The organism is Nonomuraea turkmeniaca (genome assembly GCF_005889735.1).
Classification (GTDB): domain Bacteria; phylum Actinomycetota; class Actinomycetes; order Streptosporangiales; family Streptosporangiaceae; genus Nonomuraea; species Nonomuraea turkmeniaca.
Genome location: NZ_VCKY01000022.1, coordinates 24,292 through 44,631 on the forward strand (window position 1 = coordinate 24,292; position 20,340 = coordinate 44,631).

Here is a 20,340-nt window from a genome sequence, read left to right on the forward strand (position 1 = left end):
TAACGCAGCCTATGACTCCTGCGCCCAGAAGCGCCGCAAATGCGGCACCAGCTCGGCGGCCCGCTCGTCCGGGAAGAACAACCGCCCGCCCTCGATCTCGACGATCTCCCTGACTCCGGGGATCGTGTCGCGCAGCCAGCGGGCCCAGCTGACGTCGAAGAACACGTCGCCCGTGCCCCACACCACGAGGGTGGGCACGGTCAGCACGGTGAGCTGCGGCTCGATGGCGATCATGTCCTTGGCGTCGATGGAGGTCAGCAGGCGTTCGAAGGCCCGGCCGCCGTCCGGCTTGGCGAAGACGGGCCGCAGGTACGCGTCCACCAGCGCGGCCGGATCGTCGATCCGCTCGTAGCCGTCGCCGAAGGCGGTCTTGGCCAGCAGCTCCGGCTGGTCGAGCACGGCGGCGGTGAGCTCGGCCAGCTCACCCCTGGCCGCCAGCTCGACGGTCGGCTTGAACGCCTCCGGCGGCGTGTTGGTGTGCACGTCGCAGTTGGTGAGGGTGAGCGTACGGAGCCGGTGGCGGTGCCGTACCGCGAAGACCTGGGCGACGGCGCCGCCCGTGTCGTTGGCGACGAGATCCACCTCGCTGAGGCCGAGCTCTTCGCACAGCTCCTCCACGGCCTCGGCGAGCGCGGGGATCGACAGATCGTCGCGCGGCGCGCTCCCACCGTGCGACGGCAGGTCGATGGCGACACAGCGGCGCTCGCCGCGGAGCTCGGCGATGACGTTGCGCCACAGGTAGGAGCTGGTGCCGACGCCGTGGACGAACAGCGCGACCGGCCCCTGGCCCACGTCCACATAGGAGATACCGTCCATGAACCCTCCAATTACAGACCGACTGTCGGTCTATGAAATTACAGACTGACGGTCGGTTTGTCTACAGTGAGTCCATGAACCTCAAGGCGGAACGCGGCGCGGCAACCCGCGACAGGGTCCTGGCGATCGCCACGCGGTTGTTCGCCGAGCGGGGCTACGACGAAACCTCGGTCGAGACGGTCCTGCAGGAGACGGGGCTGAGCAAGGGGGCGCTCTACCACCATTACGCGGGCAAGGACGTCCTGTTCGAGGCGGTGCTGGAGGCCACGGAGTCGGCCGTCCAGGTCAAGATCATGGATGCGGTGCGCGGCATCACCTCCCCGGCCGAGTCACTCAAGGCGGGGGTCCTGGCCTGGATCAGGCTCGCCGGGGACCCGGTCGTCAAGCAGATCGTCCTCATCGACGCGCCTGCGGTGCTGGGGTGGGAGCGGTGGCGGGCCATGGAGGAGCGGTATTCGTTCGGCATGCTGAAATCCGCTTTGAAGGCCACCAAGGCGGTCCCGCCCGACTTCCTGGACCTGCACGCCCACATGCTGCTGGCGGCCATCAACGAGAGCGTGCTGCTGGTGGCGAGGGGCGGCGACCGCGTCGCCGCCGAGGCAGCCGTCGAAGAGTTCCTCCGCCGCCTCCTCCACCCCGCCGACTGAGCACCGCAACAGGCGCCGAGCCCCCGCCGCGGCGCATGGGCCCGTGCCGAAAGGCGAGCCGCCGGCTCCGTGTGGACGGGGCCGACGGCTGGGAAGGGCAGGTGGGTCAGGCTGCGGCGGTGGCCATCTTGCGGAGGCGGGCCAGGGCGTCGCGTTCGATGCGGCGGGCGCGGTCGCGGCCGATGCCGTACCGTTCGCCGACCTCCGTCAGCGTGTGCTCACGCCCGTCCAACAACCCGTAGCGCCACCGCAACATCTCGCTGGTCGGGCCCTCTAGCCCGGTCAGCCACAACTCCAGCCGCTCCCGCTCCAGGATCTCGATCGCCTGCTGCTCGGGGTCGGCCCACGTCTCGTCCGCGATCATGTCGCCGAGCTCGGTCTCGTCCTCGTCGCCCACCCCCAGCTGGAGTGAGACCGGATCGGAGGCCCAGCGCCGCAGCTCACGCACCCGCTCGATCGGCAGGTCGAGGATCTGGGCGAGATCGTCGTCGGTCGGCTCGGCGTCGAACTCGGCCAGCATGTCCCGGCGTACCCGCATCAGCCGGGTCATCTGCTCCCCGGCGTGCGTCGGCAGCCGCACGGGCCGCGCCTGCTCGTGGATGGCCCGCCCCACCGACTGCCTGATCCACCACGTCGCATACGTGGAGAACTTGTATCCCCGCCGGTAGTCGAACTTCTCGACCGCCCGCACCAGGCCCAGGTTCCCCTCCTGGACCAGGTCGATGAGCGGCATCCCCCGACCCGAATATTTCCTGGCCACCGCCACCACAAGGCGCAGGTTGGCCTGAATGAACTCGTCCTTCGCCCGCTGACCCGAGATGGCCAGACGCTCCAGCTCCTCGTCGGCCGCATCCCCGATGCGCGGCTCCGAGCCCCCGCTGTCGAGCAACTGCTCGGCGAAGAGTCCCGCTTCGATCCGCTTGGCGAGCTCCACCTCTTCCTCCGCCGTGAGCAGCGGGACCCGGCCGATTTCCGCCAGGTAGGTCCCCAGCAGATCTCGATCCGCGACGTGCTGCTCCTGCGTGCGACTCCCCGTAGGCCTTGCCATCCCCAGGCACCTCGTTCCGCAGCTGCGTTCTATACCCGGCCAACGTCCGGCCAGATGCAAAGATTCCCTAAAGCACTACGTCCGAGGGAGGGTTCTGGATGTCCTCCTCAAGGAGGAGTCCGTTCTGGACCACCTGGTGAACGAGGGGTACGCCGGGCCGATAGGCCAGATGGACGTATGAAGGGGCGTCGAGCACAGCCAGGTCCGCGCGGGCTCCGGGCCGCAGCCAGCCTACGTCCGTACGCCGCAACGCGCGCGCCCCGCCGTACGTCGCCGCCCTGATCGCCTCCAGCGGCGTCATCCCCATCTCCCGCACGGCCAGCGCCACGCAGAACGCCATCGACGACGTGTACGACGACCCGGGATTGCAGTCGGTGGCCAGCGCCACGGTGACCCCGGCGTCGATCAGCCGCCTGGCGTCCGGGTACGGCGACCTGGTGGAGAACTCGGCCCCGGGCAGCAACGTCGCCACCGTCTCCGAGGCGGCCAGCGCGTCCACGTCGGCCGAGGTCAGATGGGTGCAGTGGTCCGCGGAGGCGGCGCCCAGCTCGCACGCGATCCGCACGCCCGGCCCCTCGCCGAGCTGGTTGGCGTGCACCCGCACCCCCAGCCCCGCCTTCATCCCGGCGCTCAGGATCTCCCGCGTCTGGTCCCCGTCGAACGCCCCGCGCTCGCAGAACACGTCCACCCATTTGGCGTACGGCGCGCACGCCTCCAGCATCTCCCCGGCCACGAGCCGCACGTAGGAGTCGGCGTCCATGTCCGCGGGCACCACGTGCGCCCCCAGAAAGGTGGTCTCGCCGGTCAGCCCGGCCGCGATCTCCAGCGAGCGCCGCTCGTCGTCGACGGTCAGCCCGTACCCGCTCTTGATCTCCACGGTGGTGGTGCCCTGGCCGCGCATCTCGTTGACGAGGGCACGGGCGCGGGCGGCCAGCTCGGCGTCGCCGGCCCGCCGGGTGGCGGCGACCGTGGTCCTGATGCCGCCCCCGGTGTACGGCTGACCGGACATGCGGGCCTGGAACTCGGCCGTCCGGTCGCCGGCGAAGATCAGGTGCGCGTGGCTGTCGACGAAGCCGGGGATGACGGCCCGTCCGCCCACGTCCACCCGCTCGTCGGCGTCGGGGGCCTGCGCGGCGGGACCCGCCCAGGCGACCAGGCCGTCGGCCACGACCAGCGCCGCGCCGGCGATCTCCTCGCGTTCGGGGTCACCGGTGTACAGCAGCCCGATGCCGTCGATGAGCGTCGTGGTCATCGCAGGGCTCCTATCGCCTCGGCCAGCAGGGATCCGACATCGCCCAGCACGTGCCTGCCGTCTTCGACCACGCGGCGCCCGCCGGACACGACCGAGTGCACGTCGGCCGCCGTGGCGGCGAACACCACGGCCTCCAGTCCCCTCGCGCCGGCCGTACGCACGGAGTCGAGGCGTACCGACACCAGGTCGGCCCGCGCGCCGGGCACGAGCATGCCCGCGTCGGGGAAGCCGAGCGAGGTGTGGCCGGCCGTGGTGGCGGCGGCGAGCAGGTCGGCGGCGGACCAGTGGCCGCGTTTCCCGCTGGCCAGCCGCTCGTCCAGCTCGACCGCACGCGCCTCTTCGAACAGGTCGATCACGGCGTGGCTGTCGGAGCCGAGCGTGATCCGCGCGCCTCGGTCGGCGAGGGTCCTGGCGGGGCCGATGCCGTCGGCGAGGTCGCGTTCGGTAGTGGGGCACATGCAGATGAACGTGCCCGAATGCGAGAGCAGCTCGACGTCCACGTCGGTCAGGTGGGTGGCGTGCACGGCGGTCGAGCGCGGCCCCAGCGCCGCGTGCTCGTGGAGGAGCTGGACGGGCGTGGCGGCGTACCTCTCGACGCAGGCCGCGTTCTCCGCCGGCTGCTCGGAGACGTGTACGTGCAGGGGCGCGGCGTGCCGGTGGGAGAACTCGGCGACGACCGGCATCTGCTCGGGCGGCACCGCCCGCACCGAGTGGATGGCCGCGCCGATCTCCACGTCCGCCTGGCCTTCGTAACAGGCGGCCAGGTCGTCGGCCCTGACCGCCCAGCGCTCGGCGTTCCCGTCGCCGAACCGGTCCTGCGCGCCGGCCAGCTGTGCGCCCATGCCGCCGGTCAGGTAGCAGGTGTCGAGCAGCGCGATGCGCAGCCCGGCGGCGCGGGCGGCCTGGACGAGCGCGTGGCCCATGGCGTTGGGGTCGTCGTACGGCTTGCCGCCCGTCGCGTGGTGCAGGTAGTGGAACTCGCCCACGCAGGTCACCCCGGCCAGCGCCATCTCGGCGTAGACCGCCGTGGCCAGGCGCAGGTAGGCGTCGGGGTCGAGCCGGGCGGCCACCTCGTACATCCGATCCCGCCAGGTCCAGAAGTCACCCTTGCCCTCCTGCGCGGCGCCTCTGAGCGCGCGATGGAAGGCATGCGAATGGGCGTTGGCCAGGCCGGGGACGGTGAGCCCGGCCAGCCGTTCTGCGCCGGCGGGCGGCGGGCCCTGGCCGATCCGCGCGATCCGGTCTCCCTCGACCACCACGATCACGTCGTCCGCGATGCCGTCGGGCACCCAGGCCTGCTCGCACCAGTACGTCAGCGACACAGATCCTCCAGCACGTCCGCCAGTGCCACGACTCCCGACTCGCAGTCTGCCTGTTCGGCGTGCTCATCGGGGGAATGGGACACGCCGGTGGGGTTCCTGACGAACAACATCCCGGCCGGCACGCCCGCCGCGGCCATGATTCCGGCATCGTGCCCGGCGCCGGTCGGCAGGATGGGCGCGGGCGTGTCGCCGCCCGCCACCCGGGCCAGCCGGTCCCTGAGGGCCGCGTCGAAGCCGACCTCCGGCGTCCACGACTCCTCGCGCACGTCCAGCCCCTCCGCCAGCTCCGCCACGAGGTCCCGCACGTCCCGCTCGTCCGCCCCGCGAGCGTCCAGCCAGGCGGAGACCAGGCCGGGGATGGCGTTGGCGTTGCCGGGCGAGACGTGCACCTTGCCGATCGTGGCCACCACGCCGCGCCGCTCCGCGCCCGCGCGGGCGGCCAGCACCATGCGGGCGAACGGCAGCATGGGGTCGTCGCGGTCGGCCAGCCTGGTGGTGCCCGCGTGGTCGGCCCGGCCGCGGAAGTCGAACCGCCAGCGCCCGTGCGGCCAGATCGAGCTCGCCACACCCACGGGACGTCCCTGGTCGACGAGCCCGCGGCCCTGCTCGACGTGGAGCTCCACGAACGTGCCGACGTGCGCCAGCGTCTCCTCGTCCCGCCCGATCCCGTACGGCTTCCGCCCGGCCCTGGCCATGACGTCGGCCAGGGTGTCGCCGTCGTCGTCGGTCAGCCCGAGCGCCCTGTCCGGCTGGATCGCGCCCGTGAGCAGGCGCGACCCCATGCACGGCACGCCGAATCTGGCGCCTTCCTCGTCGGTGAAGCAGACCACGCCCAGGGGACGACCGGGCGTGACGCCGCGGTTCTTCAGCAGGTCGAGGGCGGCGAAGGCGGAGACCACGCCGAGGGGCCCGTCGTACGCGCCGCCCTGCCGCACGGAATCGAGGTGGCTACCGGTCACCACGCCGCGCCGGGCCGCGGGGTCGCCCCACCAGGCCCAGAGGTTGCCGTTGCGGTCCTCGCGCAGGTCGAGGCCGCGCCGCGCGGCCTCCCCCGCGAACCACTCCCGTAGCTCCATGTCGGCTTCCGACCAGGCGTCCCTGACGTAGCCGCCGGTCGCGGGGTCCCGTCCTATGTGCGTGAGTGGTTCCAGCATGGACCCACTGTAGTGAATGGACCCATTCAGTTGGCCGGCCCGGCCGACGGTCGCAGGGTCAGCTCGGTGAGATGGGCGTCGGGACCGGCGGTGACGGCGGCCAGCACGGCCCGCGCCACGCTCTCCGCCCGCAGGTACTTGTCCGGCTCGAACGGGCCGCCCTCGTACCGGCGCACGTCGTGCTGCATGTCGGTGGCGACCCGGCCCGGGTAGACGGTGGTCACCCTGAGGCCGGGCTCCTCCAGCCGCAGCGCGTCGGCGAACGCCTTCAGCGCGAACTTGCTGGCCGCGTAGGCGGCCCACTGCGGGTTGGCACGCTGGCCGGAGCCGGAGTTGATGCATATGACGTGGCCGCGGGCGGCGCGGAGCGCGGGCAGGAGCAGCCTGGTGAGCTCGGCGACCGCGACGACGTTCACGTCCATCATCCGGCGCCACGCGTCGGCGGGGAGGTCGGCGATCCGGCCGAGCCCGGCGACGCCCGCGCTGTGCACGAGCACGTCGAGCCCCTCGATGCCCGCGACGTCCGCCTCCGTGACCCGCGTCAGCTCCACCGGCCAGGTCCGGGCATCGGGCAGCTCCGCGGCCACGCCGGCAAGCGCGTTCTCGTCCCTGCCGCCCAGGATGACGTGATGCGTCGGCCCGAGCACCCGGGCGACGGCCGCGCCGACACCCCGCGAGGCGCCGGTGACCAGCGCCGTTGGTCGTTCAGTCATGGGGTCAGCTTATTGACCTTGACGGATACTCAAATTTGAGTACAAACTTGAGCCATGTCATCGATGCGCATCCTGATCCTCGGCGCACTCCTCGACGGCCCCATGAACGGGTACGGGGTCCGCAGGCGTCTGGAGGCGATGAGCGCGGACGTCTGGGCCAGCGTCGCCTACGGCTCGATCTACCACGGGCTCGGCAAGATGGCCGACGAGGGCCTGCTGGAGATCGTCGAGGGCGGCAAAGGCGGCAAGATCGTCTATGCGGTCACGGAGCCGGGGCGCGAGGAGTTCCAGCGGCTGCTGCTGGGTGCCTGGCATGAGGTCAAACCCATCGTGGACCCGTTCCAGGTGGCGATGACGTTCATGGACCGGCTGGAAAAGCAGGAGCTTCTGGACGCCATGTATGGCAGGATGACGCAGCTCAAAATGGGCGTCGAAACCATGGGCCACATCATCGGCCTCAAACGACACCACGGCGCCCCGGATCACATACGCGAGAACCTGCGCCTGACGAGAGCCATGCTCCAGGCCCAGCTGGACTGGGTCGAGCAGGCCGTCGCGCGGGTCGAGGCCGGCGAACTGCCATAGGAGTCACGTTTGATCATCGAGGCGCACGACTTAAAGAAGACGTTCACCACGAGAAGCCGCAAGGGCCCGCAGACCGTCGAGGCCGTGCGCGGCGTCGACCTCCAGGTCGAGAAGGGCCAGATCTTCGGCGTGCTCGGGCCCAACGGCGCGGGCAAGACGACCACGATCAGGATGCTCGCCACGCTGATCGCCCCCGACGCCGGCACGGCCCTGATCGCGGGACACGACCTGCTGAAGGAGCCCGCCGCCGTCCGGCGCCAGCTCGGGTACGTCAGCCAGGCCGGCGGGGTGGAGGACACCACCAGCGCGAGGGCCCAGATCATGATGGCCGCCAAGATCCACGCCATCCCCGATCCGGCACGGGCGACGGCCGAGGTGCTGGAGCGCTTCGACCTCACCGAGATCGCCGACCGCCCCGGCCGTACGCTCTCCGGCGGCCAGAAGCGGCGGGTCGCCATCGCGATCGGCCTGGTGCACAATCCGCCGCTGCTGTTCCTCGACGAGCCCACCACGGGCCTGGACCCGCAGAACCGGGCCAACCTGTGGGAGCGCATCGAGCAGCTCCGCGAGGCGGGCACCAGCGTGCTGCTCAGCACCCACTACCTGGACGAGGCAGACGTGTTGTGCGACCGGCTGATGATCGTCGACCACGGCCAGGTCGTGGCCGAGGGCACCCCCGCCGAGCTCAAGCGTGAGGTCTCCGGCGACGTGATCACGCTCAGGGTCGACGATCACGCGCGGGCGGCCGAGACGCTCGGCCCGCTGGCCCGCGAGACCCGCCTCGACGACGACCTGCTGCGCGTCTACGTGGACGACGGCGAGCACACGCTGCCCGCGCTGCTGCGGGCGCTGGAGGAGCAGGGCGTCAAGCTCAGCTCGATCGCGCTCGACCGCTCCACGCTCGACGACGTGTTCCTGGCCAAGACGGGCCGTTCGCTGCGTGACACCGGAGCCGCCGCATGATCCGCCACACCGCCCTCTTCACCGGCTACGAGCTGAAGAAGTCGTTCAGCAACCCGGTCTGGCCGCTCTTCGGCATCCTGCAGCCGGTGCTCTACCTGGTGATGTTCGCACCGCTGCTGAAGACCATGACGCCCGGCGGCTCGACGGAGGAGGCACTCCGCATGTTCACGCCGGCGGCGATGATGATGATCGCGGTCTTCGGGTCGTTGTTCTCCGGGTTCGGCCTGATCGCCGAGCTGCGCAACGGCTCGCTCGAACGGTACGCCGTCAGCCCCGCCTGGCGCCCGGCCATCGTGCTCGGGCGGGTCGCCAAGGACATGATCGTGCTGGTGTGCCAGGCGATCCTGGTGCTGGTCGTGGCCATCGCGATGGGCGTCCGCATCGGGGCCGTCGAGCTGGTGCTCGTGCTGCTGCTCATGGCCGCGACCGGGCTGTTCGCGTCAGGATTGTCGCAAGGGCTGGCGCTGACCGTACGGGACGAGAACGGCATGTCGCAGACGCTCAACCTGTTCATGCTGCCGATCATGCTGCTGGCGGGGTTGTTCGTGCCGATCTCCTTCGCGCCCGACTGGATGAAGGCGATCGCGCCGATCAACCCGCTCTACCACGCGGTCGAGGCGGGGCGGGCGTTGTTCGCCGGGCGGCTGGCGGACACGTCGATCCCGATCGCGTTCGCCGTGTTCATCGGGCTGGCGGTGCTCACCACGATCTGGTCGATGCGGTCGCTACGGAAGATCGCCGGGTAGGAACGTCCCGGTCTCGTCGGTCATCCGCTCGTACTCCTCGAGCCGGGCCTGCGTACGGAGCGGCGCCGCGTCCGCCATGGCCTCCACCAGGGCCATGGCCAGGGCCAGCGGCGCCGCGTGCGAGTCGAACACGAGCCGGTCGCTGACGGGCGCGTCCAGCACCACCTCGGCGGGGAAGTCCGGCTTGTCGGTGATCGCCGCCACCCTGAGGCCGAGCTTCTCCGCGTACTCCAGGGCCTGCACCGCCTCCCTGGGGTAACGCGGCAGCACCACGGCCACCAGCCATTCCGCCCCGGCCCGCCGCGCCGCGTGCAGCCCGTCGGCCAGCTCCGACCCGCCGTGGGTGAGCAGCCGTACGTCGGGGTGGATGCGGCGGGCATAGTAGGCGAACGTGGTGGCAAGACCGCAGGAGACCCGCAGGCCCAGGACGGGCAGGGGCTCGGTGGCGGCCAGTTGCTCGCCCAGCTCCTTGAGCGGGAACGCCGCCAGTCGCTCCCGGACCAGGGCCAGGTTGCGGATCTCACAGTCGATGGCGCCGCGCAGCAGGCTCTCCTGCGGCTGGGCCACCGCTCCTGCGTCGCCGCCGCCCAGCACGAGTGGCCGCAGTGCCTGACGTAGCTCGGGGTATCCGGCGAAACCGAGCACCATGGCGAACCTGGTCACCGACGGCTGGCTGACTCCGGCCCGCTCGGCCAGCTCGACGCTGGACTGGAAGATCGCTTCGTCCAGGTGCTCGCTGAGATAGTGCGCGATCCTGCGCTGGACGGGCGACAACCTCCGGCCGTCCAGCAGCACACCGAGCCCACCGTGATATCCGTCCGCCACGCCACCTCCAACGTTGTCTGCCCGGCATTCTCATCCCGGCTGGCCCCGGCGGGTGCGTCAGGACTCCCGCATCGGGATGCGGACACCGCGGGCGTCGGCGACCTCGGCGGCGCGGTCGTAGCCGGCGTCCACGTGCCGCATGACCCCCGTCCCGGGGTCATTGGTGAGGACCCGGTTCAGCTTCTCCCCGGCCAAGGCGGTGCCGTCGGCCACCGTCACCTGGCCGGAGTGGATGGACCGCCCGATCCCGACCCCACCCCCATGGTGGATCGACACCCAGGCGGCCCCGGACGCCGTGTTGAGCATCGCGTTCAGCAGCGGCCAGTCCGCGATCGCGTCCGACCCGTCCGCCATGGCCTCCGTCTCACGGTACGGCGACGCGACGGACCCGCTGTCCAGATGATCCCGCCCGATCACGATCGGCGCCTGAAGCTCGCCCGACGCCACCATGTCGTTGAAGCGCTCCCCGGCCAGGTTGCGCTCGCCGTAGCCCAGCCAGCAGATCCGCGCCGGCAACCCTTGGAAGTGCACCTTCTCCCGGGCCTTCCTGATCCACCGGCTGAGCGCCTCGTTCTCGGGGAAGAGCTCCAGGATGGCCCGATCGGTGGCGGCGATGTCGGCGGGGTCGCCGCTGAGCGCCGCCCACCGGAACGGCCCCTTCCCCTCGCAGAACAGCGGCCTGATGTACGCGGGCACGAACCCGGGGAAGTCGAAGGCCCGCGCGTACCCGGCCAGCCGCGCCTCGCCCCTGATGGAGTTGCCGTAGTCGAAGACCTCGGCCCCCGCGTCCTTGAACCCGACCATGGCCTCCACATGCCGCGCCATCGAGGCACGGGCCCGCTCGGTGAACCCGGCGGGGTCCTTCTCCCGCGACGCGGCCATGTCCTCGAAGGCGACCCCGAGCGGCAGGTACATCAGCGGATCATGAGCGGAGGTCTGGTCGGTCACGATGTCGATCTCGGCCCCGCGGGCCAGCAACGCGGGCACGACGTCGGCGGCGTTGCCCACGACCCCGATCGACAGCGGCCGCCGCGCGTCGCGGGCCTCGTACGCCAGCCGCAGCGCCTCCTCGGGCGAGGCGGCCTCGACGTCGAGGTAGCGGTGCTCGATGCGGCGGGCGACCGAGCGCGGGTCGCAGTCGACGCAGATGGCCACCCCGCCGTTCATGGTGACGGCCAGCGGCTGGGCGCCGCCCATCCCGCCCAGTCCCGCCGTCAGCGTGATCGTCCCGGCGAGCGTCCCGCCGAACCGCTTGGCGGCGACGGCCGCGAACGTCTCGTACGTGCCCTGCAGGATGCCCTGCGTGCCGATGTAGATCCACGACCCGGCGGTCATCTGCCCGTACATGGTGAGCCCGGCCGCCTCCAGCCGCCGGAACTCCTCCCAGTTGGCCCAGTCGGGCACCAGGTTGGAGTTGGCGATCAGCACGCGCGGCGCCCATTCGTGCGTCCGGAACACGCCCACGGGCCGCCCGGACTGCACGAGCAGGGTCTCATCGCCCTCCAGCGTCGTCAGCGTCCTGACGATCGCGTCGAAGGAGGGCCAGTCGCGCGCCGCCTTGCCGGATCCCCCGTACACGACGAGTTGCTCGGGATGCTCGGCCACCTCGGGATCGAGATTGTTCTGGATCATGCGCAGGGCGGCCTCCTGCGGCCAGCCCTTGGCGGTGATCGTGGTGCCTCGCGGCGCGCGAACGGTCCTGGTCATGGCGGGCCCCTTCGTGAATGGACTCATTCACGAAGAGACTAACTCACCAGGAACTGGGTGGCCGCCAGCTCCCGGTACAGGGAGTCCGCGCCGACGAGCTCGTCGTGGGTGCCGACCGCCCGTACGCTGCCCGCCTCCATGACCACGATCCGGTCGGCGTTCGTGACCGTGGACAGCCGGTGCGCGATGACCAGCACGGTCGTCTCCGTGGCGACCTCGGCGATGACCTCGCGCAGCCGCATCTCGTTGACCGCGTCGAGCTGGGAGGTCGCCTCGTCGAGCAGCAGCAGCCTGGGCTTGCGCAGCAGCGCCCGGGCGATGGCGACCCGCTGCCGCTCGCCGCCGGACAGCAGCACGCCGCGGTGCCCGACCGCCGTCTCCAGCCCTTCGGGCAGCCTGCCCACCAGGTCGTCGAGCCTGGTGCGGGCGATGGCGCGGCGCAACTCCTCCTCGGTGGCGTCCTGGGCGGCGAAGAGCAGGTTCTCGCGGAGGCTGCCGGCCAGCACGGGGGCGTCCTGCTCGACGTACCCGAGCGCGGCGCGCAACTCGCCGATCGGCCAGTCGCGGATGTCCCGCCCGCCGATCACGATCTTCCCGTCCTGCTGCTCGTAGAAGCGTTCGAGCAGGCCGAAGACCGTGGACTTGCCCGCCCCCGACGGCCCCACCAGCGCGGTCAGCCCGCCGGGCGGCACCTCGAAGCTGACCCCGTCGTGGACGAGGGGACGGTCCTCGCCGTACCGGAACACCACATCCTGGAACGTGACCCCGATCGGCTCGACCGCGCCCGCCACCACGACCGGCTCAGCGGGCTCGGCCGGAAGCTCCTCGATCTCCTTGATGCGCTTCATCGCGGCCAGCCCCTGCTGGAGCTGGACCCCGCCCTGGACGAGCTGCCCGATCGGCGGCACCAGGTAGAACAGGTAGAGCAGGAACGCGATCAGCGACGACACCTCCAGCGTGCCCGACGCGACCCTGGCTCCGCCGACCGCCAGCACGCACAGGAACGCGATCTGCACCGCCATCCACGTCGCCACCCCGGCCAGCGACGTCCACCCGGCCACCTGCAGCCCCCGGTCGCGGGCCCGCACCGCCGCGTCGCCGACCACGGCGATCTCCCGCTCTTCCGCGCCGCTCGCCTTGACGGTCCGGTACGCCTGCAGCGCCCGGTCCAGCACCGCGCCCATCTCGCCCACGGCCTCCTGGGCCTGCGACTGCGCCCGCTGGATCTTCGGCATGATGAGCGCGACGAGCCCGCCGATCACCACGATCACGAGCAGCGTGATCAGCAGCAGCACGCCGTCCATGGCCGCCATCATGATGATGGCTCCGACCAGCATGAACGCCGCGCCGACCGACTCGACGATGCCGTTGGTCAGCACCGAGCGCAGCAACGTCGTGTCACCGGTCACCCGCGACAGCAGGTCGCCGGGCTTGAGCCGGTCCACGTCGGCGACCCTGAGCCGGAGCATCCGGTCCACGAGCCTGCGCCGGGCGCCGAGCACGATCCCCTCGCCGGTGCGCTCCATCAAGTAGCTGCCGCCGGCCGACACGACGGCACCGATCAGCACCGCCGCGGTTAACCCCAGCAGCGGCCCGGCCATGGATCCGGCTCCGCCGAAGGCGTCCACGACGTACTTGGCCAGCAACGGCATCGATAACCCGGCCGCCGAGCCGATCAAGCTCAGCACCCCGCCCACGAGCAGGACCTTCCGGTGCGGCCGCACGTAGGCGAGCAGCTCCTTGATCATCATATCTCCCGTCTCGACATCACAAAGCTCGATCTGCTCCAACGAACGAGACCGCGAAATCCACACCGGTCAACCTAAATTGACGACCTAAGTATGTCAACTTTGGTTGACCCTCATCCTTGAGGAGGAGACCGACATCCGGATGCGGCCCGCGGACGAATAGGGCGTCGAGGAACCCGGCCGGAACCTCGCACCAACCGATCAGCCCTTCGAAAGGACCGAAAATGGAGCTCCGGATCAACCGGCGCGCTCTTGTCGGACTTGGCCTCGCCGCAGCGGTTGCCGCGTCGTCGTTGGCCGTGCTCCGTACCGACTCCGGCATCGCTTCCTCGCACCGCGAGGCTCCCATGATCGCGGGTGACCCGCAGCACGACAACACCGACGTGTACGCGTTCGTCAGCCCCGACAAGCCCGACTCGGTGACCCTGCTGGCCAACTGGAACGGCTTCCAGGAGCCCAACGGCGGCCCCAACTTCTACCCGTGGAACACCCGCGCGCGGTACAACATCAAGATCGACAACGACGGTGACGCGAAGACCGACATCACCTACCAGTGGACGTTCCGCGACGAGGACAAGCGCGGCAACACCACGTTCCTGTACAACAACGGCCCCGTCACCTCGCTGAACGACCCCAACCTGCTCTTCCGCCAGCGCTACACGCTCAAGCGCATCACGCCGGGCGGCACCCAGACGCTGGTCTCCGACGGCATCGCCGCGCCGAGCAACGTCGGCCCGGCCTCCATGCCCGACTACGGCACCCTGCGCGCCCAGTCCATCAAGAACCTGCCGAACGGCGGCAAGACCTTCGCCGGCCAGTCGGACGAGGCGTTCTTCCTGGACCTGCGCGTGTTCGACCTGCTCTACGGCGGCAACCTGTCCGAGGTCGGCCAGGACACCACCAGGGGCTACAACGTCAACACGATCGGCCTGCAGGTGCCCCAGAAGGACCTGGCGCTCAAGGGCGACCCCACGCGCAACCCGGTGATCGGCATCTGCTCGACGACCGACAAGTTCAACGGCAGCAGGTTCGTCCAGGTCTCGCGCCTGTGCAACCCGCTGGTGAACGAGGTCGTCTCGCCCGCCGGGCTCAAGGACGCCTACAACGCCCTGGACCCGTCGAAGGACGCCGACGTGGACGCGCTGGTCAAGCGGGTCACCGACCCCGAGGTCGCGAGGCTGCTCGAGGCCATCTACGGGATCAAGGCCCCCGCGACCCCGCGTAACGACCTGGTCGAGATCTTCCTGACCGGCATCGCCAAGCAGAACGGCCCGATCAAGGCCGACCTGAACTCGCAGGTGCTCAACAAGGACGCGGGCAAGCTGCGCCCCTCCGAGCAGTTGCGGCTCAACATGTCGATCCCGCCCTCCAAGGACCCGAACAGGCTCGGCGTCCTGGCCGGTGACCTGCAGGGCTTCCCGAACGGCCGCCGCCTCGGCGACGACGTCGTGGACATCGAGCTGCAGGCCGTGGCCGGCGCCGCGCAGTCCGGCAAGCTCGTGCCCGGCCTGACGGACAAGGTGGACAGGAACGACAAGCCGTTCGGGCAGTCGTTCCCGTACATCCCGCTGCCCAGCAACGTCGCTGTGAACCAGCGCTAGACCCGACCGGCCGGTTCCCTCTCTCTCCGAACCGGCCGGTCCACCCCGGCGGCAGACTCCCGTCTCCCATCGTCTGCCGCCACAGAGAGGGCCGGCCGGCCGTGCTCCCCGTCACGGCCGGCCGGCCCGACATCCAGCTCTGGAGCCTTCGACATGCGCACCCTCGCGACATTCGCCGGATTCGCCCTCATCGGGGCAATGATCTTTACGATCGTCTCCTTCTCCGTGACGCCCGCGCCCGAGCCTGCCGCGGCGGCCAAGCCCTACACCGAGACCCTCCAGGAGCGGCTCAAGCGCCTGCCCGGCGATTACCGGGGCTGGGCGGAGCTCGCCTCCCAGTACGTGGACCAGGCCAGGATCACCGGCGACCCGTCGTACTACGCCAAGGCCGAGGGCGCGCTCGACACCGCCGCCAAGCTGAGGGCCGGCGACGACGCGGTGCTCGCGGGCCAGGCCGCCCTGGCGGCGGGCCGCCACGAGTTCTCCGACGCGGTACGGCTGGCCCAGCGTGCTCTCGACGCCAACCCGTACTCGGCCGCGGCCTACGGCGTGCTGGCGGACGCCAAGACCCAGCTCGGGGACCTGCGCGGCGCCGAGCGGGCGGTGGCCAAGATGCTGGACCTGCGCCCGGGGGTGGCGGCGTTCGCCCGCGCCTCGTACGCCGCCGAGCTGCGCGGCGACGTGGACGGTGCCCGCAAGTACCTGGAGTACGCGCACAAGGACGCGTGGCTGCCCGCCGACGTCGCCTACGCCCGCTACTACCTGGGCGAGCTGGCGCTTCACTCCGGCGATCTGGCCACCGCGAACGACTGGTACACCAAGGCCCTGCAGGCCTACCCCGCCTACACGCCGGCCCTCGCGGGCCAGGCCAAGGCGGCGGCGCTCGGCGGCCGCCTGACCGAGGCGCTCGGCATCTACGAGCGGGTGGTCGAACGGCTCCCGCTCCCCCAATACCTCATCGAGCAGGGCGAGACCCAGCTCAAGGCCGGGCAGCAGCCTGACTGGACGCTGCTCAAGGCACAGCGGCGACTCTTCGAGTCCGCGGGCGTGCGGGACCACCTGACGTGGGCCGAGTTCGAGTCCGACCACGGGGACCCGCAGCAGGCCGTGAAGCACGCCAGGGCCGAGTACGACCGCAACTCCAACCCCGTCGCCGCCGACGCCCTCGCCTGGTCCCTGTACAAGGCGGGCCAGCCGGAGGAGGCGCTGCCGTACGCGAAGAAGGCCACCTCCACCGGCTGGCGGAACCCGCTGCTCAGCTATCACCGCGCCAAGATCGAGCAGGCTCTCGGCCGCTCGATGCGCATCGACCCCGGCTTCGATCCGTCACTGTCCGCCCTCGCGAGGTTCTCATGAGACCGGTCCGGCTCGGCCTGCTGTCCGCCGTGGCGGCCCTGCTGCTGTCCCTGTGCGCGGGCGTCCTGCTGCCCGGCGCGGCCCAGGCGTCGTCGTCACACCCGATGGGCAAGTTCACCGTCAACCACTACAACGGCCTGCGGATCACCCCCTCCGAGGTGCGCAACCTCGCCGTCGTGGACCTGGCCGAGCTGCCGACCCTGCAGGCCAAGCCGCAGGTGAACGCCGGGTACGCGGCCCGCCGCTGCGCCGCGCTCGCCGCTGCCCAGCGGCTCGTGGTCGCGGGCAGGGCGGTGCCGTGGCGGGTGGCGGGCTCCGAGTTCGCCTACGCGCCCGGCGAAGGGGGTCTCGAGATCAGCCGGCTGACCTGCCGGCTCGTCGCCGCGGTCCGCGCTTCGGGTGCCGTGGAGTTCAACGACGGGTTCGAGCAGGACAGGATCGGCTGGCGGGAGATCACCGCCGTCGGGGACGGGGTGCGCCTGACGCGCTCGTCGGTGCCAGCCGTGAGCGTGAGTCGGGAGCTGCGGGCGTACCCGGACGACCTGCTGTCCGACCCGCTCGACCAGCGCACGGCCACGCTGACCGTGTCCCGCCTGGGCGCTGGCCTGTCGGCCCCGGGCGCCTCGGACGGCGGCGGTGGCGCGGCCGTGCCCGGTGGAGTCGAGATCGGCAGGCCCATCGGCGACGCGCTGACCGCCCTGGACCGGACGTTCACCCAACTGGTCGGCTCGGACTCGCTGACGGTGCCGCTCGGACTGCTGGCCGTCGGGCTGGCCGTGGTGCTGGGCGCCGGGCACGCGCTGATCCCCGGGCACGGCAAGACCATCATGGCCGCGTACCTGGCCGGGCGGCGCGGCCGTCCGCGCGACGCGGTCGTGGTGGGCGCGACGGTGACGGCCACGCACACGGTCGGGGTGCTGGTGGTGGGGTTGCTGCTGACCGTGTTCACGGCGCTGGCCGGGGAGTCGGTGCTGGCCTGGCTGGGCGTGGCCAGCGGCGCCTTGATCGCCGTCATCGGCCTCCGCCTCCTCCTGAACGCCCGCCACGGCACCCTCCACGGCCACAGTCATGGCCACGGGCACGGCCACGGCCACGGCCACGGCCACGAGCACGGCCACGAGCACGAGCACCCGGACAAGCACGAACACGAGCACGAGCACGCGGTCGAGGGTCGGGGCAAGCGACGGCGCGCCGGACTTGTCGGACTCGGCGTGGCCGGCGGCCTCGTCCCCAGCCCATCAGCCTTGATCGTCCTCCTCGGCGCGATCGCTCTCGGCCGCACCTGGTTCGGCGTGGCGCTGGTGACCGCCTACGGCATCGGCATGGCCGCGACTCTCACCATCACCGGCCTGCTCCTGGTCAAGCTGGTGGACCGCCTGGAACAACGTGCCTCAGCCGGCCGCCGCCTGGCCGCCAAGGTGTCCGGCCTGGCCCCGCTCGGCACGGCCACGATGGTCGTGCTCCTGGGCACGGGGCTCGTCCTCCGCTCGGTCATCGCCCTCTAGCGTGAGGGCCGCCTCCGGCCTATAGTCATGTCCATGACTAATCATGGGCATGACTAGCCTATGGCCCTCCGACACGCCGTCCTCGCGGCCCTGCTCGACGGCCAGTACAGCGGCTACCAGCTCACCAAGATCTTCGACGTCGGCGTCTCCAACTTCTGGTACGCCGCCCCGCAGCAGCTCTACGCCGAGCTGACCAAGCTCGAAGCCGAAGGCCTGGTGACCGGCCGGGAGGTCGTCCAGCAAGGACGCCCCAACAAGCGAGTGTTCAAGGTCACCGACGCCGGCGTCGCGGAGCTGGCGTCCTTCGCCGCGGCACCGGCCAAGCCGTTGCTCATTCGCGAGGACCTGGCCGTCAAGGTCCACGCCGTGGACGTGCTCGACCCGGCTCCGGTGATCGCGCAACTCCAGGAGCGGGCCGAGCAGGCCGCCGCCAAACTGGCGTCCTTCGAGCAGACCCTGGTGCGCCTGCGCGGCGACCGGGACGAGGCGACGTTCCTGCGAGAAGGGGGCCGCATCGGCCCCTACCTGTCCTGCCTGGCCGGATGCCGGCTGGAGCGGGAGATGCGCGATTGGTGCCTGCAGACCGCGCGGACGCTGAGCGAGCGCGCCGCCCACGCCGGAAGGACGACCTCATGACCTACAGCCGATACGTCGCGCTCGGCGACAGCCAGACCGAGGGCCTGGGCGACGGCGACGACGTCCGCGGCCACCGCGGCTGGGCCGACCGCGTCGCCGAGCACCTGGCCCGCGCCAATCCCGAGTTGCTCTACGCCAACCTCGCCGTCCGCGGCCGCCGGGCCGCCCAGATCCGCGACGAGCAGTTGCCGGCCGCCCTGGAGCTGCGCCCCGACCTGGCCACGGTCATGGCGGGCATGAACGACGTGACCCGACCCGGCTTCGACCCCGCCGCGGTGGCCGGCGTGGTCGAGGACATGTTCGCCGCCCTGACCGGCGCCGGGGCCCACGTGGTCACCGTGACCTTCCCCGACATCTCCAGAATCACGCCGCTGGCCCGGCCGCTCGTGCCCAGGTTGCTCGACTTCAACGACCGCATCCGCACGGCCGCCGCCCGTCACGGGGTCACGCTGATCGACACCTTCCCGCTGGCGTACATCGCCGACGCCAGGATGTGGAGCTTCGATCGGCTGCACGCGAGCCCGGCCGGCCATGCCAGGTTCGCCGACGCCGTGGCGCACGCCCTGGGGTTGCCGGGCAGCGACGACACCTGGATGGCTCCGCTGCCCCCGCTGCCCACGCCGCCCGCCTGGCGGCTGGCGGCGACGGAGGCGCGGTGGCTGGCGGCGTATCTGGGCCCGTGGTTCGGCCGCCGTCTCCGCGGCCGCTCCTCAGGCGACGGCCGCACCGCCAAGCGCCCCCTGCTCACACCGGTGATCCGCGAAGATCAGTCGATATCGGGCACGTCCTCAGCCTCGTAGTCGACGTCGCCGTCGTCCGCTGCCCGGGCGACACCGCATGCGGCAGAGGCACAGCGCCCTCAGCCGGGCTGGGGAGGTCGTCCAGGGAATCGGGGACTTCTCCATCAGCCCCGCGTACCAGGAAGGAAGCGCCGTACCTCAACTATGCCGACGGCCACGTCGTGTGGAAGGCAGATCGTGACGCCCGGAGAGAAACTCCTGGAAGGCGATCTTGGCCCGGATCACCGGCCTCCGCCACCTCTCCTCACGATGGATCGCCCGCGCCATCTTGCGCGGCGACTTCTTGGCGAAGAACAAGTGCGCCCACGGCGACCCGGGCCGCGCCAGGCGGATCGCCCCGACCAGCAGCATGGGAGGTACGAACAGCCCCGCCATGCCCGTCCAGATCTTCCCCTTCAGCAGTGTGATCACCGCCAGCACCAGGTTGGCGATGATCAGCGCGGTGGGATTGACCCAGGTGCCGTAGTCCCATATCAACGGACGCAGGCCGATAAGCAGCAGGCCGGTCACGGCGACGGCGATGAAGACCGCGTCGACCGACGTGCGCCCTTCCTCCTCCCAGTACACATCGTGCAAGTGCAGGATCAGCGCGAACTCGTCCAGCACCAGCGCGGACCCGACACCGAACACGCAGGCCGCGACCACGTACCCCGCCTGCGAGGCGGACGACACGATGAGCCCGGTCACGCCGCCGATCAGCATCAGGATGACGCCGAACACGACGTGGTGGATGTGCATCTCCCCCACGTTCACGTTGCGGAACCAGCCGACCTTCGCCCTGATCAGGCGCACGTTGATGCGCGTGGCGATGAAGGCAACGATGAGCGTGACGAAGTAACAGAACAGCGGCAGCCGTCCTGTGGCGACGATGTCGTGCTGAAACCAATCCCCCATGACTTAGGAACGATGGTACGAG

At 70.9% G+C, this 20,340-nt stretch carries 19 protein-coding genes; 9 read left to right on the plus strand and 10 right to left on the minus strand.

The features are described 5' to 3' along the window. Positions 1-9: 9 nt before the first annotated feature. Positions 10-816, minus strand: coding sequence for an alpha/beta fold hydrolase (locus ETD86_RS09250; RefSeq protein WP_138665690.1), 807 nt, complete (start codon positions 814-816; stop codon positions 10-12). 74 nt (positions 817-890) lie between these two features. On the opposite strand from ETD86_RS09250, the gene ETD86_RS09255 reads away from it, so the two are divergent. Further along, positions 891-1,463: a TetR/AcrR family transcriptional regulator gene (locus ETD86_RS09255; protein WP_138665691.1), complete on the plus strand. Its 573-nt coding sequence runs from the start codon at positions 891-893 to the stop codon at positions 1,461-1,463. 106 nt (positions 1,464-1,569) lie between these two features. Here ETD86_RS09255 and ETD86_RS09260 read toward each other — a convergent pair whose 3' ends face one another. The 5 genes from ETD86_RS09260 to ETD86_RS09280 all read right to left on the minus strand — a co-directional run bounded on the left by ETD86_RS09260 (position 1,570) and on the right by ETD86_RS09280 (position 6,952). Beyond that, a complete protein-coding gene (locus ETD86_RS09260) occupies positions 1,570-2,511 on the minus strand; it encodes a sigma-70 family RNA polymerase sigma factor (RefSeq protein WP_138665692.1) in 942 nt (313 codons plus the stop codon). Positions 2,512-2,578: 67 nt separating this feature from the next. After that, positions 2,579-3,763: an imidazolonepropionase gene (gene hutI, locus ETD86_RS09265; protein ID WP_138665693.1), complete on the minus strand. Its 1,185-nt coding sequence runs from the start codon at positions 3,761-3,763 to the stop codon at positions 2,579-2,581. Next, positions 3,760-5,085 carry a formimidoylglutamate deiminase gene (locus ETD86_RS09270; RefSeq protein WP_138665694.1) on the minus strand — a complete coding sequence of 442 codons (1,326 nt, stop codon included), beginning with the start codon at positions 5,083-5,085 and terminating at the stop codon, positions 3,760-3,762. The genes hutI and ETD86_RS09270 overlap by 4 nt, the downstream gene beginning before the upstream one ends. Next, the gene (locus ETD86_RS09275) at positions 5,076-6,239 is read right to left on the minus strand and encodes an allantoate amidohydrolase (RefSeq protein ID WP_138665695.1); all 1,164 of its coding nucleotides are present in this window, start codon (positions 6,237-6,239) and stop codon (positions 5,076-5,078) included. Before ETD86_RS09275 ends, ETD86_RS09270 begins: the two co-directional genes overlap by 10 nt. Before the next feature lie 26 nt (positions 6,240-6,265). Continuing rightward, positions 6,266-6,952: an SDR family oxidoreductase gene (locus ETD86_RS09280; protein ID WP_138665696.1), complete on the minus strand. Its 687-nt coding sequence runs from the start codon at positions 6,950-6,952 to the stop codon at positions 6,266-6,268. Between the two features lie 54 nt (positions 6,953-7,006). Between ETD86_RS09280 and ETD86_RS09285 the strand changes: the two genes are divergently transcribed. Genes ETD86_RS09285 through ETD86_RS09295 form a run of 3 tightly spaced genes read left to right on the plus strand, consistent with a single transcriptional unit; the run spans position 7,007 to position 9,246 of the window. After that, positions 7,007-7,537: a PadR family transcriptional regulator gene (locus ETD86_RS09285; RefSeq protein ID WP_138665697.1), complete on the plus strand. Its 531-nt coding sequence runs from the start codon at positions 7,007-7,009 to the stop codon at positions 7,535-7,537. Between the two features lie 9 nt (positions 7,538-7,546). Continuing rightward, positions 7,547-8,500: an ATP-binding cassette domain-containing protein gene (locus ETD86_RS09290; RefSeq protein ID WP_211369924.1), complete on the plus strand. Its 954-nt coding sequence runs from the start codon at positions 7,547-7,549 to the stop codon at positions 8,498-8,500. Next, positions 8,497-9,246 (plus strand): ABC transporter permease, encoded by a 750-nt coding sequence (locus ETD86_RS09295; RefSeq protein WP_138665698.1) that lies wholly within the window; start codon positions 8,497-8,499, stop codon positions 9,244-9,246. The genes ETD86_RS09290 and ETD86_RS09295 overlap by 4 nt, the downstream gene beginning before the upstream one ends. On the opposite strand, the gene ETD86_RS09300 is transcribed toward ETD86_RS09295, so the two are convergent. The 3 genes from ETD86_RS09300 to ETD86_RS09310 are packed head-to-tail and all read right to left on the minus strand — an operon-like array spanning position 9,226 to position 13,529. Then, a complete protein-coding gene (locus tag ETD86_RS09300) occupies positions 9,226-10,071 on the minus strand; it encodes a MurR/RpiR family transcriptional regulator (protein WP_138665699.1) in 846 nt (281 codons plus the stop codon). The genes ETD86_RS09295 and ETD86_RS09300 overlap by 21 nt on opposite strands. Positions 10,072-10,128: 57 nt before the next feature. Further along, entirely contained in the window at positions 10,129-11,778 is a 1,650-nt protein-coding gene (gene hutU, locus ETD86_RS09305; RefSeq protein WP_138665700.1) for a urocanate hydratase, read from the minus strand. 38 nt (positions 11,779-11,816) lie between these two features. Beyond that, a complete protein-coding gene (locus ETD86_RS09310) occupies positions 11,817-13,529 on the minus strand; it encodes an ABC transporter ATP-binding protein (RefSeq protein WP_138665701.1) in 1,713 nt (570 codons plus the stop codon). 221 nt (positions 13,530-13,750) lie between these two features. Here ETD86_RS09310 and ETD86_RS09315 point away from each other — a divergent pair, with 221 nt between their 5' ends. From ETD86_RS09315 to ETD86_RS09335, 5 genes are all read left to right on the plus strand, one after another. After that, a complete protein-coding gene (locus ETD86_RS09315) occupies positions 13,751-15,127 on the plus strand; it encodes a DUF4331 domain-containing protein (protein WP_138665702.1) in 1,377 nt (458 codons plus the stop codon). Between the two features lie 153 nt (positions 15,128-15,280). Beyond that, the gene (locus ETD86_RS09320) at positions 15,281-16,483 is read left to right on the plus strand and encodes a tetratricopeptide repeat protein (protein ID WP_138665703.1); all 1,203 of its coding nucleotides are present in this window, start codon (positions 15,281-15,283) and stop codon (positions 16,481-16,483) included. After that, positions 16,480-17,988 carry a nickel/cobalt transporter gene (locus tag ETD86_RS09325; protein ID WP_246147806.1) on the plus strand — a complete coding sequence of 503 codons (1,509 nt, stop codon included), beginning with the start codon at positions 16,480-16,482 and terminating at the stop codon, positions 17,986-17,988. Before ETD86_RS09320 ends, ETD86_RS09325 begins: the two co-directional genes overlap by 4 nt. 60 nt (positions 17,989-18,048) lie before the next feature. Then, positions 18,049-18,624 (plus strand): PadR family transcriptional regulator, encoded by a 576-nt coding sequence (locus ETD86_RS09330; protein WP_138665704.1) that lies wholly within the window; start codon positions 18,049-18,051, stop codon positions 18,622-18,624. Then, positions 18,621-19,424 (plus strand): SGNH/GDSL hydrolase family protein, encoded by an 804-nt coding sequence (locus tag ETD86_RS09335; RefSeq protein ID WP_138665705.1) that lies wholly within the window; start codon positions 18,621-18,623, stop codon positions 19,422-19,424. The genes ETD86_RS09330 and ETD86_RS09335 overlap by 4 nt, the downstream gene beginning before the upstream one ends. A gap of 138 nt (positions 19,425-19,562) precedes the next feature. On the opposite strand, the gene ETD86_RS09340 is transcribed toward ETD86_RS09335, so the two are convergent. Then, positions 19,563-20,318, minus strand: a complete 756-nt coding sequence (locus tag ETD86_RS09340) for a hypothetical protein (protein WP_138665706.1) — start codon at positions 20,316-20,318, stop codon at positions 19,563-19,565. Positions 20,319-20,340 lie beyond the last annotated feature (22 nt).

Bases quoted from the DNA above. Each gene is read 5' to 3' on its own strand.
- ETD86_RS09255 (WP_138665691.1), top strand. From the start codon at position 891: ATGAACCTCAAGGCGGAACGCGGCGCGGCAACCCGCGACAGGGTCCTG.
- ETD86_RS09320 (WP_138665703.1), top strand. From the start codon at position 15,281: ATGCGCACCCTCGCGACATTCGCCGGATTCGCCCTCATCGGGGCAATG.
- ETD86_RS09325 (WP_246147806.1), top strand. From the start codon at position 16,480: ATGAGACCGGTCCGGCTCGGCCTGCTGTCCGCCGTGGCGGCCCTGCTG.
- hutU (WP_138665700.1), bottom strand. From the start codon at position 11,778: ATGACCAGGACCGTTCGCGCGCCGCGAGGCACCACGATCACCGCCAAG.
- ETD86_RS09330 (WP_138665704.1), top strand. From the start codon at position 18,049: ATGGCCCTCCGACACGCCGTCCTCGCGGCCCTGCTCGACGGCCAGTAC.
- ETD86_RS09340 (WP_138665706.1), bottom strand. From the start codon at position 20,318: ATGGGGGATTGGTTTCAGCACGACATCGTCGCCACAGGACGGCTGCCG.
- ETD86_RS09280 (WP_138665696.1), bottom strand. From the start codon at position 6,952: ATGACTGAACGACCAACGGCGCTGGTCACCGGCGCCTCGCGGGGTGTC.
- ETD86_RS09250 (WP_138665690.1), bottom strand. From the start codon at position 816: ATGGACGGTATCTCCTATGTGGACGTGGGCCAGGGGCCGGTCGCGCTG.
- ETD86_RS09310 (WP_138665701.1), bottom strand. From the start codon at position 13,529: ATGATGATCAAGGAGCTGCTCGCCTACGTGCGGCCGCACCGGAAGGTC.
- ETD86_RS09285 (WP_138665697.1), top strand. From the start codon at position 7,007: ATGTCATCGATGCGCATCCTGATCCTCGGCGCACTCCTCGACGGCCCC.
- ETD86_RS09295 (WP_138665698.1), top strand. From the start codon at position 8,497: ATGATCCGCCACACCGCCCTCTTCACCGGCTACGAGCTGAAGAAGTCG.
- ETD86_RS09260 (WP_138665692.1), bottom strand. From the start codon at position 2,511: ATGGCAAGGCCTACGGGGAGTCGCACGCAGGAGCAGCACGTCGCGGAT.
- ETD86_RS09315 (WP_138665702.1), top strand. From the start codon at position 13,751: ATGGAGCTCCGGATCAACCGGCGCGCTCTTGTCGGACTTGGCCTCGCC.
- ETD86_RS09275 (WP_138665695.1), bottom strand. From the start codon at position 6,239: ATGCTGGAACCACTCACGCACATAGGACGGGACCCCGCGACCGGCGGC.
- ETD86_RS09335 (WP_138665705.1), top strand. From the start codon at position 18,621: ATGACCTACAGCCGATACGTCGCGCTCGGCGACAGCCAGACCGAGGGC.
- hutI (WP_138665693.1), bottom strand. From the start codon at position 3,763: ATGACCACGACGCTCATCGACGGCATCGGGCTGCTGTACACCGGTGAC.